Genomic DNA, 11,999 nt, shown 5'->3' with positions numbered 1-11,999 from the left:
AATGAGTAATCATTAATATTACATTATAAACCTATCTCAAGACTCTTGCAAGTGCAAGAAAGGTTTTGTCTTTGTGACTGTTTTTATCGATTAAAAATAGGTATCAGGAACCAGGTATCAGGATTTAGCGTCAAGCTACTCCCTAACTCCTAAACCCTCGAACCTTAATATAACGCCTTTAGGGTGGTTTTAGCGGTGGGGCTCACCTGTTCCCATTCCGAACACAGAAGTTAAGCCCACCAGCGCCGATGGTACTGCGAAAGCGGGAGAGTAGGTCGCCGCCAGTTTTTATTTAAAACTCCTTCATCGATTGATGAAGGAGTTTTTTTATGTCCATACCCCAAACCAACTCAATCATCAATCATCATTGATAAGTAATAGGGAATAAGAAACCATTGATCTGGAACGGGGAATAAGTATTTTTGCTAGATGCTAGATGCTAGATGCTAGATGCTAGATGCTAGATGCTAGATGCTAGATGCTAGATGCTAGATGCTAGATGCTAGATGCTAGAAGCAATCTCCAACCCTTTACCTCTCCCGTTCTCTTTGTCATCCTGGAAGGATCTAAACCTCTTTTTTAAAACTTATTTAAAAATCTGCTTTATCCTATTAATTTACGAGAGATCATTTTTTTAAACTAATCTCCTCTTTCGTGTAGAAAAGAAAATCCAATTAATAGATAGGAGGGATTCCTAGCCCGGATAGTAGCGGTTACCCCGCAACAGGCATCGGCCTATTAGCGTTGGCATGAGGAGTATGAGCGGATAGCCGGAAATAGCTTCTAAAAAATATACAAATAATTACCTTTGTCAAAGCTGTTTTATTTTTTAATAGTGACTGAAAATTTAATCATCACTAATTAAACTCTAAAAGATATATTGTAAGAAAAAGGTAGAAAGTACCGAAAAAGTCAGAAAATGAGACATACTTAAAATTTATTGTTATTTATAAATGAAGGATTATGAAAAAGTAAATTAATTCTGGTCTTAAATCAGTAATCCAAATTATTTTTATGAAATGAGATTAAAGTTTAATAATAATTTAGAAAGTTACAAATAGATGTATATAACCTTGTTTTGCATAAAAGATCTAACGATAAGAAAAAATTAATAAAAATTCATGTACAATTATTAATTATTAACGTTTTAGTTATATGTATTCCTCAATTTTAAAGAAATAGTATAAAAAAACCGTTTCAAGTGAAGCGGTTTTTATTTTTAGTTATGATGCTCATACATTTTATTGTAAAGATCAATGAATTTCTCTTTTATTGCTTTTCTTTTTAGTTTTAAAGTTGGAGTTAAAAGTCCGGCATCAATGCTCCAAACTTCGGGTGTTAATTCAATCTTTTTGATCTTTTCCCAATTTCCGAGATGTTCGTTGATACCTTCGAGTTCTTTTTCTATTCTGTCTTTTAATTCAGGGCTTTTTGCAATTTCCTGAGGGGTTGAGCCAATATTTAAATTATTTCTCATTGCCCAGTTTTTTGCAAATTCAAAATCTGGTTGAACGAACGCACAAGGCATTTTTTCACCATCACCAACAACCATAATTTGCTCGATGAATTTTGAAGCTTTAGCCAAGTTTTCAATCGTTTGTGGAGCAATATATTTTCCTCCAGAGGTTTTGAACATTTCCTTTTTACGGTCAGTTATCTGTAAAAATCCGTCACTGTCTATATGTCCGATGTCTCCTGTTTTGAAATATCCGTCTTCTGTGAATGCTTCTTTGGTCATTTCATCATTTTTAAAATAACCTTTAAAAATAGAAGGTCCTTTTACGGTAATTTCGCCATCCTCCTGAATTTTTACAGTGAGATTATCTAATGGTAGACCAACGGTTCCTGTTTTCATTTTATCAAAACTGTTCACAGAAATTACGGGAGAAGTTTCTGTTAAACCGTAGCCTTCCAGGATAGGAATTCCTGCGTTTTGGAACATTAAATTCAATCTTGTAGACAAAGCCGCAGAACCTGAAACTAAAGTGATAATTTCGCCTCCTAAGCCTTCTCTCCACTTTTTAAATACTAACTTATCAGCAATGATTTCCTGTAATCCAGACGGTCTTGAAACTTCTTTCTTTTTTTGAATTAAATTTAAAGCCCAGAAAAATATTTTTGATTTTAATCCTCCTGCAGAAGAACCTGTGTTATAGATTTTATCGTAAACTTTTTCTACCAATCTAGGTACAACACTCATGTAGTGAGGTTTTATTTCTTTTACATTTTCGCCCATTTTATCAATGCTTTCGGCGAAATAGATAGAAAAACCATTATATTGGAAAAGATAGAAAAGCATTCTTTCAAAAATATGACAGATTGGTAAGAAACTTAGCACTCTCGTATCTTTATAATCCAAGCTTTTTTTCTTCGGAATTCTTGGAATTGACCCCAATACATTGGAAACAATATTGTGGTGAGTAAGCAGCACTCCTTTTGGTCTTCCTGTGGTTCCGGATGTGTAAATTATCGTAGCAAGGTCTTCAGAATTGATAGCATTAGATAAATCTTCAACCTCAATTTGGGTAGAATCATCTTCTCCAAGGTCTAAAATTTCTCTCCAATTGGCGGCACCGCTTATATTATCAAATGTAAAAACTCCCTGTAAGGAAGGAATATTATGTTTTACCTTCATTACTTTGCCCAAAAGATCCTTATCGGAAACAAAACAGTACTTTATTTCAGCATTATTGAAAATAAATTCATAATCTTCCGGGGAAATACTTGGGTAAACAGGGACAGAAACGACTCCGATCTGGGAAAGTCCGAGATCCATAATTGCCCATTCTGTACGGGAATTTGTGGTGATCAAAGCGATTTTATCTCCGGGTTTTATGCCCAGTTTTAAAAGTCCTCTTGATATCTTATTTCCTTCATTAATAAACTCTTGGGTAGAAGTTTTTTTCCATTCGCCATGATATTTCGTCACAAACATATCAGCCTTAGGATATTTTTCTAAAGCAAAGTGAGGTATATCGAATAATCTTTTGATCGTCATGATTTTCTATAAATTTTATAAAGAATTCTAAATATAAGCATTTTTTTTAATTACAGAAATTAGAAACAAGAAGTTAGAAATTAATAAAATGTGTGGCATAATATTGAATAATTCATACTAAAACTTTAGGTTCTTAAAATTTTAAAATCATTATAATATGACAAACCTCTAATTACTAGTCTCTAATTTGCAATTCTATTTTCAGGTTTGGTTAAAAAGTGTAAATTTACGACTATCTAATTATTAAATTTTTATGGACTTTAATTTATCAGAAGAACAGCTGATGATTCAGCAGGCTGCAAGAGATTTTGCACAAACAGAGCTTTTACCTGAAGTTATCGAGAGAGACAGAGAGCAAAAGTTTCCTACAGAGCAGGTGAAGAAAATGGGAGAAATGGGACTTTTAGGAATGATGGTAGACCCTAAATACGGAGGAGCAGGTATGGATAGTGTTTCTTACGTTTTAGCAATGGAGGAGATCGCAAAAATTGATGCTTCTGCGGCTGTTGTTATGTCTGTAAACAATTCATTAGTTTGTGCGGGTCTTGAAAAATTCGCGTCTGAGGAACAAAAAGTAAAATATCTTACACCATTGGCAAGCGGTCAGGTGATCGGAGCTTTTGCTTTATCTGAGCCTGAAGCAGGTTCTGATGCTACTTCTCAAAAAACGACTGCAGAAGACAAGGGAGATTATTATCTTTTAAATGGTATTAAAAACTGGATCACAAACGGTGGAACTGCATCTTACTATGTGGTAATTGCACAGACAGATCCTGAGAAAAAGCATAAAGGTATCAACGCATTTATTGTAGAAAGAGGTTGGGAAGGTTTCGAGATCGGACCAAAAGAAGACAAATTGGGAATCAGAGGAAGTGATACACATTCTTTGATCTTTAATAACGTAAAAGTACCGAAAGAGAACAGAATCGGTGAAGACGGTTTCGGATTCAATTTTGCAATGGCTGTATTGAACGGTGGTAGAATTGGTATTGCTTCTCAGGCTTTAGGAATTGCTTCGGGAGCTTACGAATTGGCGCTGAAATATGCTAAAACAAGAAAAGCTTTCAAAACTGAAATTATCAACCACCAGGCAATTGCTTTCAAATTGGCTGATATGGCAACTCAGATCACGGCTGCAAGAATGCTTTGCTACAAAGCCGCTGTTGATAAAGACGCTGGAAAAGATATTTCTGAAATTGGAGCTATGGCAAAACTTTATTCTTCTCAAGTGGCAATGGATACAACTATTGAAGCCGTGCAAATTCACGGTGGATACGGTTACGTAAAAGAATATCACGTTGAAAGAATGATGCGTGATGCAAAGATCACTCAGATCTATGAAGGAACTTCTGAAATCCAAAAAATTGTGATTTCGAGAAGTATTGCAAAATAAAAATTTTTAAAAACACTATATTACTATGAAAAAACCTTGGTTAATCACTCTGGGCGTTGTTTTATTGCTTTTAGGAGTATTTATCTGGTATAAATATTTCTTCGTTTTCGGAGAAGGTGTAAAATCCGGTTATCTGAACTATGCCATCAAAAAAGGTTATGTTTTCAAAACCTATGAAGGCAAATTGATTCAGGAAGGTTTCGGAAGGGGTAAAACCGGAAGTATTACAAGTTATGAGTTTGAGTTTTCAGTTTCAGATCCTGAAGTTTTTAAACAATTGGAGCTAAATAGCGGAAAATCATTCGATCTTCATTACAAAGAATACAACGGAGCTTTGCCATGGAGAGGAAACACTACGTATGTCGTAGATAAAATAGTGAATATGAAATAATAGCAAAAGGCTCTCAATTTGGGAGCCTTTTTACTTTCACGAATCACATAACTTTAATATAATATTTTTTGATATTTCATTCTGGGGAACGAAAGTATTTATTTAAAATCTACATTAATAAAGGTATAAATAAGTATTATGTATTGCGTATAGTTTTCATTAAAATATTATTAAAATAAAAATCCATCACGAGGATGGATTGTAATAATTTAGTTAGAATCGTTATTTGGGAGATTTTTGTTTTTCTTTTTATAAAAATAATATCCAATTCCTGCGATCAAAAGTATTGGCCATAGAGGAAGAATGAATAGGAAAATAGAGGTGATGACATTCCAGCCGGATGATATTGCAGCTAGAGATTTTCCTCCGAAAGATTCTGTGTCTTCACCTTTAATGTAAGCATCTTCGCTGCCGTAAAGTGTAATGTCTAGTTCGCACATCGTGTTTTGAGCAAAATCCTGTCCTGAAACTTCAATTGATTTATTTTCAACTTTTCCGATGTTATTGTTGCTTAATTCATCCATCAAATATTCAAACTTTTGAATCGGAACTTTTACTTTGATGTAGGCTGTTTTATTTTCGTTGTTATTTAATGAAATGTTTTCACTTCTTATAAAACCATCATATTTTTTAACTTCTTCTTTTATGATTTCTTTTGCCGTTTCGGCATCATTTACGGTAAGTTCCAAAGTTCCTGTTTTTACCATTTTGTTTTTAGGAACATTCAGTTCATAATTTTCGCTTTTTGGTTTGTCTTTATAGATGATTTTTGTTTCCTTAATTATTTTTGGAGCAGGAACATTTACCACAATTTTTTCTGATTTTTTATTTAAAGAGTCTTTCTTTTCTATTTTTGATTCCAGTTTTGTGGAAGTAATTTTATCAGATAAAGAATCTACCATTTTTGAAGTAGCTTCAATCTTTTCTTTTACTCCGTTTTTGGTGTCCTCAAATTCTTTTATTTTAACATTGGCAGAATCTAAAACTGCGTTGGCCGAATTATTAACAGAATTAATAGTTTCAGACGCAACCGTTGCCGCGCTATCTGCAGTGTTTACCGCTTTTTCAAATTGAGATTGTGAAGCTTCTCCTTTTTTACACATAATGAAAGTGCTTGATACAGCAACCAGTAAGATGAACTTTTTCATAACATTAATTTTTTTGATGAAGTAAAATTAGCGGTGAAGTTCTTGTAGCGCTTGTAAAAGGAGTGTATTGTGTTGGTAAATTTATAAGTTTTTAGAAATCAGTGATTTATTTTTGTTTTACAAAAGTTTTACAAAGATTTTTTTTTGATTTAATCAAATTAATTTTTTATAAGAAACAAAAATCCGCGAAAAATTTTCACGGATTCTATATTTTATATTTAATGACTGATTAGTCTTGTTTAAATTCACTAATAAAATGCAGTTTCACATTCGGGAATTTCTCCTGCGTCATGTGAATCGTGAAAGATGAATCTGCCAAAAATACCAATTGGTTATACTTATCTCTCGCTAAGTATCTTTGTTTTAATCTTGCAAATTCTTTGAATTCGTCTGATTTCTCATCAGCCTCAACCCAGCAAGCTTTATGCATGGAAAGTGGTTCGTACGTACATTTTGCACCATATTCATGCTCCAAACGATATTGAATAACTTCATATTGAAGTGCTCCAACCGTTCCGATGATCTTTCTGTTGTTCATTTCAAGCGTAAATAGCTGAGCAACACCTTCATCCATTAACTGGTCGATACCTTTAGCCAATTGCTTCGCTTTTAACGGATCACTGTTGTTAATATAACGGAAATGTTCCGGAGAGAAGTTTGGAATTCCTTTAAAGCTCAGTTTTTCACCTCCCGTTAAAGTATCTCCAATTCTGAAACTTCCGGTATCGTGAAGACCAACAATATCTCCAGGGAAACTTTCGTCTACAACTTCTTTTTTATCAGCAAAAAAGGCATTTGGCGAAGAAAACTTCATCTTTTTATTTTCTCTTACCAATAAATAATTTTCGTTTCTTTTAAACACTCCTGAAACAATTTTCACGAAAGCCAAACGGTCTCTGTGTTTCGGATCCATATTCGCGTGAATCTTGAAAACAAATCCTGTAAATGTAGTTTCCTCGGGCTTTACGATACGGGTATCACTTTCTTTTGGCTGTGGCATTGGAGCAATTTCGATGAAAGCATCCAATAATTCACGAACACCAAAATTATTTAAAGCAGAACCAAAGAAAACCGGCTGAAGATCGCCATTCATGTATTCGTCACGACTAAATGGAGGGTAAACAGACTGTACTAAATCAAGTTCTTCGCGTAAATTTTTTGCTGCTTTATCACCGATAACTTCATCAATCGTAGGATCATTGATGTCATCAAATTTAATTGCTTCACCAACTCTCTGCTTTTTCTCTTCTAAGAATAACTGAATATTGTTTTCCCAGATATTGTAAATTCCCTGAAAATCAGCTCCCATCCCAATCGGAAGAGAAAGAGGAACAACTCTTAATCCTAATTTTTGCTCAACCTCATCCAATAGATCGAAGGCATCTTTACCTTCACGGTCTAATTTATTGATGAAAACCAACATCGGGATGTTTCTCATTCTACAAACCTGAACCAATTTTTCAGTTTGTTCCTCGACCCCTTTTGCAACGTCAATTACAACGATTACAGAGTCAACGGCGGTTAACGTTCTGTAAGTGTCTTCTGCAAAGTCTTTGTGACCAGGTGTGTCAAGAATATTGATTTTGTGACCTTTATATTCAAAAGCCAATACGGAAGTTGCCACAGAGATCCCTCTCTGTCTTTCAATTTCCATAAAGTCGGAGGTAGCTCCTTTTTTTATTTTGTTGGATTTTACTGCACCCGCTTCCTGAATTGCACCCCCGAAAAGTAGTAACTTCTCCGTAAGAGTGGTTTTTCCGGCATCGGGGTGAGAGATAATCCCGAAAGTTTTTCTTTTTTCTATTTCTTTGATTAAGTCTGACATATCGTATTTTGAAGTTGCAAAAATCGTGAATTTTGTCGAATCCTGAAAATTTGATTTTAAAACATTTATTTAAACACAAATAACACTAATTATTCGCACAAATAAGCACAATTAAATTTGTGATAATTTGTGAAAACATTTGTGTAATTAGTGTTTCATTTTATAAACTTGACTTTTTCTTAAGAACAAAAGCCAATCCCAGCCCCACAAAAACCATGGCAGCACTGAAAGGAAAAATATATTTCATACCACAAAGATCGGCGACAGCACCAATTAAAGGCCCTGCCACACCAAGGGAAAGATCAATAAAAAGTCCGTAACCAGCCAATGCAGAACCCTGACTTGAAGGCGAAACACTTTTAATAGCAACAACACCGAGCGCAGGAAAAATTAATGAAAATCCTAAACCTGTAACACCAGCTCCCACAAGCGCCATTTGTGAAGTCGTAGCAAAAGCAATGATTAAAAGCCCGATGGTTTCTACTAAAAGACAGGCGATAGCTACTTTTATTCCGCCATAATTATTGATAACATTGCTGAAAACTAATCTTCCGGCAACGAACAGTCCGCCAAAAACACTGAGACATAAAGCTCCATTATTCCAGTGAAAATAATTGTAATATAAGGTAATAAAAGTTGAAATGCTCGCGAATCCTAGTCCTCCTAAAGCAAGACAAATCCCGAAAGGCGCTACTTTCCCCAATACTTTCCAGAAAGATTGTGAATCCTGATGATTGGTGTTTTTCTTATTTTCTTTGGTTTTAGCGAAGAAAAATCCTACAATTCCTAATAGAATAGAAAGAATTCCGATCCCATAAAGACTGAATTTATGTTCAATGATAATTCCCAAAGAAGCTCCAATTGCTAAGGCTCCATAACAGGCAACACCGTTGTACGAAATAATTTTTGCAGTATGTTTTTCACCAAGAGCTATGATTGCCCAGTTGATGGGACTTGCTCCAATCATTCCTTCCGCACAGCCTGTAAGCAAACGGGTAATGATCAAAAATGTAAGACTGATAAATGGTGAAACTCTAAAATAATAAGCGATAATTAAAAATATCCCAGTCAATGAAAAACTCAACATACTGAATAATACAGCAGGTTTTGGACCTTTTCCATCAATGATTTTTCCGGAATATGCCCTCAGAAAAAATGTAGAAACATATTGTAAACTGATGACCAATCCGGCAACGACCAGGCTAAACCCTAAACTTTTACTAATAAAAATCGGAAGAACAGACAGAGATAATCCTATGATAAAATATCCTACGAAAGTAAAAGATACATAGCTAATCAAGGATAAATTAACATTCTCTGACCGATTTACTAAACTATCCATGTTGAAAAAAATTAAGGTGCAAAGTTACTTCATAAAAATAGCTTATCAGAATAATCGGACTATTAAAAAGGTAATATTTATCATTCAAAATCTCAATAAACATTTACCATTCCATAAAATCAGTTATCTTTGTTTTTACAAAATTTTTAGATAAAAAACATGGAAAACAGCAAATATCCAAAGTTTACGTTCACATGGTTCGGAGGAGTTGTTTTATTGGGCGGATTGTTCGTCGGAACAATGTTGATTTCCTTTTTCAATGTTTTCTGGATGTTTACTTTTAAAGAAAATCTGCAGTATAAAGATTGGTTCTTTATGGCTTCCAATGCGATTGGATTCTTGACGGCGATTGCTTTTTTTGATTTTTTCATTGTAAGACCAACAACGAAAAAGAAACTTAATTTCAACTTTTCACCCACCAATTTTTATACCTATTTATTAATTTTTCCATTAATGATAGGGATGATGTTTATCGCAGAATTTATCGCAGCTCAAATTCCGACAACGGGACCTTTCTTCGGGAAATATTATGAATTTTTCTCTGATTTAATGAATCAATTAACGGATGATCCTGTTGTAATGATTATCACAGCTGTTATTATGGCTCCAATCTTCGAGGAAATTATTTTCCGTGGAATTATTCAGAAAGGATTGATGAATAAAGGAGTAGAACCTTGGAAAGCCATTTTGTTTTCTTCCATTATTTTTGGAGTGGTTCATGCAAATCCTTGGCAGTTTGTAGGTGCCATTTTATTGGGATGTGTACTTGGTTTGGTTTATTATAAAACTAAATCTTTACTGTTGCCAATGTTGTTGCATGGTTTTAATAATTTATGCTCATCATTATTAATAACTTATACTAAAAACGAAAGTTTTGCAGAAGCTTTTAAAGTTTCTGAATGGATCATATTAGCCATCGGAATTGTACTTTTTTCTTTATTCTACTATTTATTTATGAAGAAATATAAAGTACATTACTCTGAAATTTAAATCTAAACACAAATAACACTAATTTTTAAGCACAAATTTCACAAATGAGATTCGTGTTATTCGTGAAAATTATTCGTGCCTTTCGTGTTTAAACAAAAAAATAGAATAAAAAATGAAATTGAATATGGAATTATTGGTAGCAACCCACAACGAACATAAAAAAGAAGAAATTCAGCAGATCTTAGGAAATGAGTTTATCGTTAAAAGTCTGACTGATTATAATATTCACGAGGAAATTTTAGAAGACGGAGATTCTTTCAACGCCAATGCTCTAATTAAAGCTAAATATTGCTTCGAAAAAACAGGAATTCCAAGTTTAGGAGACGACAGCGGTTTAGTGGTAGAATCTTTAGACGGTAGACCGGGAATTTTCTCAGCTCGTTACGCTGGAGATCATGATTTTGCTAAAAATATCGAAAAAGTGTTGAGCGAAATGGAAGGTGTTGAAAACAGAAAAGCTTATTTCATCACAGTTTTATGTTATTATGATGAAAATGGTGCAAAATATTTCGACGGTCGAGCGCACGGAAATTTATTGACAGAAAATAAAGGTTTCAAAGGTTTTGGGTATGATCCAATCTTCGTTCCTCAAGGTTACGACAGAACTTTCGCAGAAATGAATCCGGAAGATAAAAACAAGATCAGCCACCGTAAACAGGCGCTTGATTTATTCTTGGATTTTTTAAAAGTAAAGGATTAATTTTTTGCCAAAAAAGATTTTACAGTTAATTTGTGTTTAATAATCGACATAGGAAATGTAGGCGTTAAGAAAATAAATTCTGTGAGCGTAAAGAAAATACTACTGTTTGAAGCGCGAGACCGACTTGTAATCGATAAACAAATTTTGAATTCGCGCAAGTTTTAGAATTTTTAGTGAACAGAAGTTATTTTTAGCCGGAATTTCCAAGTCTTGAATTTTTGTTTCTTTTGTTTCAAGACAAAAGAAAAATTAGATTTTCTGTCGTACATTTGTCGGCATAATAAACTATTGTTTTGAGTACTTATTTAACGATATTAGGCTTTAATTCAGCAATTCCCACAGTGAATACTTCACCAACATCTCAGCTTTTAGAAATGGAAGAAAGATGTTTTCTGATAGATTGTGGCGAAGGTACGCAGGTACAGCTGAGAAAAGCAAAAGCGAAATTTTCAAAGATCAATCATATTTTTATTTCGCATCTTCACGGGGATCATTGTTTTGGTCTTCCGGGATTGATCGCATCTTTCAGATTGTTGGGACGAGATACTCCTTTGCATGTTTATGGCCCGAAAGGGATTAAAAAAATGCTTGATACAATTTTCACTATTACGGAAACACATCGTGGATTTGAAGTGGTTTATCATGAATTGGACAAAAACTATTCGGAAAAGATCTACGAAGACGCTAGGGTAGAGGTTTATACAATTCCTTTAGATCACAGAATTTACTGTAACGGTTATCTTTTTAAAGAAAAACCGAAAGACAGACATCTGAATATGAAGGAAATTGCAAAATATGACGAAATAGAAACATGTGATTACCATAACATAAAAGCCGGAAAAGATTTTGTGTTGAGTGATGGTTATGTTCTTAAAAATGAAGTGTTAACACTTGATCCTTCTCCTTGTGTTTCTTACGCTTTCTGCAGCGATACGAAATATCTTGAAAGTGTAATTCCGATCATTAAAAATGTGACGGTTCTGTATCATGAATCTACATTTTTGCATGATTTAAAAGAAATGGCCGATTATACGGGACATTCAACCGCTTTGGAAGCAGCGACAATTGCCCAGAAAGCAGAAGTTGGGAAGCTTATTTTAGGACATTTTTCTAACAGATATGGAGATTTAACGGTTTTCACAGATGAAGCGAGAACCATTTTTACCAATTCATTTTTACCAAAAGCTTTGGAAAGTGTAAAAATTTAAAATG

General features: G+C 34.0%; 9 protein-coding genes and 1 rRNA gene. 6 read left to right on the top strand and 4 right to left on the bottom strand.

All coding sequences use genetic code 11. The features are described 5' to 3' along the window. The first annotated feature begins 179 nt into the window (after positions 1-179). Positions 180-287 (top strand): 5S ribosomal RNA (rrf, locus tag A0O34_RS02235). Between the two features lie 932 nt (positions 288-1,219). On the opposite strand, the gene A0O34_RS02230 is transcribed toward rrf, so the two are convergent. Further along, positions 1,220-2,998, bottom strand: coding sequence for an AMP-dependent synthetase/ligase (locus A0O34_RS02230; RefSeq protein WP_066750835.1), 1,779 nt, complete (start codon positions 2,996-2,998; stop codon positions 1,220-1,222). Positions 2,999-3,251: 253 nt separating this feature from the next. Between A0O34_RS02230 and A0O34_RS02225 the strand changes: the two genes are divergently transcribed. Both A0O34_RS02225 and A0O34_RS02220 read left to right on the top strand, forming a co-directional pair. Continuing rightward, positions 3,252-4,391: an acyl-CoA dehydrogenase gene (locus A0O34_RS02225; RefSeq protein ID WP_066750834.1), complete on the top strand. Its 1,140-nt coding sequence runs from the start codon at positions 3,252-3,254 to the stop codon at positions 4,389-4,391. A 25-nt stretch (positions 4,392-4,416) separates the two neighbouring features. Further along, positions 4,417-4,782: a hypothetical protein gene (locus A0O34_RS02220; RefSeq protein ID WP_066750833.1), complete on the top strand. Its 366-nt coding sequence runs from the start codon at positions 4,417-4,419 to the stop codon at positions 4,780-4,782. Between the two features lie 209 nt (positions 4,783-4,991). Here A0O34_RS02220 and A0O34_RS02215 read toward each other — a convergent pair whose 3' ends face one another. The 3 genes from A0O34_RS02215 to A0O34_RS02205 form a co-directional block, all read right to left on the bottom strand. Beyond that, complete coding sequence (locus A0O34_RS02215; RefSeq protein WP_066750832.1) at positions 4,992-5,930, bottom strand: DUF4349 domain-containing protein; 939 nt, start codon at positions 5,928-5,930, stop codon at positions 4,992-4,994. Positions 5,931-6,159: 229 nt separating this feature from the next. After that, positions 6,160-7,755, bottom strand: a complete 1,596-nt coding sequence (locus tag A0O34_RS02210; RefSeq protein WP_066750831.1) for a peptide chain release factor 3 — start codon at positions 7,753-7,755, stop codon at positions 6,160-6,162. A gap of 160 nt (positions 7,756-7,915) precedes the next feature. Continuing rightward, on the bottom strand, positions 7,916-9,097 hold the full coding sequence (locus A0O34_RS02205) for an MFS transporter (protein WP_066750830.1): 1,182 nt from the start codon (positions 9,095-9,097) through the stop codon (positions 7,916-7,918). Positions 9,098-9,256: 159 nt separating this feature from the next. On the opposite strand from A0O34_RS02205, the gene A0O34_RS02200 reads away from it, so the two are divergent. The 3 genes from A0O34_RS02200 to A0O34_RS02190 all read left to right on the top strand — a co-directional run bounded on the left by A0O34_RS02200 (position 9,257) and on the right by A0O34_RS02190 (position 11,995). Then, a complete protein-coding gene (locus A0O34_RS02200; protein ID WP_066750829.1) occupies positions 9,257-10,087 on the top strand; it encodes a CPBP family intramembrane glutamic endopeptidase in 831 nt (276 codons plus the stop codon). 112 nt (positions 10,088-10,199) lie between these two features. Beyond that, positions 10,200-10,787 carry an RdgB/HAM1 family non-canonical purine NTP pyrophosphatase gene (gene rdgB / locus A0O34_RS02195; RefSeq protein WP_418219366.1) on the top strand — a complete coding sequence of 196 codons (588 nt, stop codon included), beginning with the start codon at positions 10,200-10,202 and terminating at the stop codon, positions 10,785-10,787. 293 nt (positions 10,788-11,080) lie between these two features. Then, positions 11,081-11,995 (top strand): ribonuclease Z, encoded by a 915-nt coding sequence (locus A0O34_RS02190; RefSeq protein ID WP_066750828.1) that lies wholly within the window; start codon positions 11,081-11,083, stop codon positions 11,993-11,995. Positions 11,996-11,999 lie beyond the last annotated feature (4 nt).

The organism is Chryseobacterium glaciei, from assembly GCF_001648155.1.
Lineage (GTDB): Bacteria > Bacteroidota > Bacteroidia > Flavobacteriales > Weeksellaceae > Chryseobacterium > Chryseobacterium glaciei.
The sequence above is the reverse complement of the archived record's forward strand: the minus strand, read 5'-3'. Positions and strand labels throughout refer to the sequence as shown.

What these genes read in the sequence shown, in the direction of transcription:
- A0O34_RS02230 (WP_066750835.1), bottom strand. Translation starts at nt 2,998, where the DNA reads ATGACGATCAAAAGATTATTCGATATACCTCACTTTGCTTTAGAAAAA.
- A0O34_RS02225 (WP_066750834.1), top strand. Translation starts at nt 3,252, where the DNA reads ATGGACTTTAATTTATCAGAAGAACAGCTGATGATTCAGCAGGCTGCA.
- A0O34_RS02220 (WP_066750833.1), top strand. Translation starts at nt 4,417, where the DNA reads ATGAAAAAACCTTGGTTAATCACTCTGGGCGTTGTTTTATTGCTTTTA.
- A0O34_RS02215 (WP_066750832.1), bottom strand. Translation starts at nt 5,930, where the DNA reads ATGAAAAAGTTCATCTTACTGGTTGCTGTATCAAGCACTTTCATTATG.
- A0O34_RS02210 (WP_066750831.1), bottom strand. Translation starts at nt 7,755, where the DNA reads ATGTCAGACTTAATCAAAGAAATAGAAAAAAGAAAAACTTTCGGGATT.
- A0O34_RS02205 (WP_066750830.1), bottom strand. Translation starts at nt 9,097, where the DNA reads ATGGATAGTTTAGTAAATCGGTCAGAGAATGTTAATTTATCCTTGATT.
- A0O34_RS02200 (WP_066750829.1), top strand. Translation starts at nt 9,257, where the DNA reads ATGGAAAACAGCAAATATCCAAAGTTTACGTTCACATGGTTCGGAGGA.
- rdgB (WP_418219366.1), top strand. Translation starts at nt 10,200, where the DNA reads ATGAAATTGAATATGGAATTATTGGTAGCAACCCACAACGAACATAAA.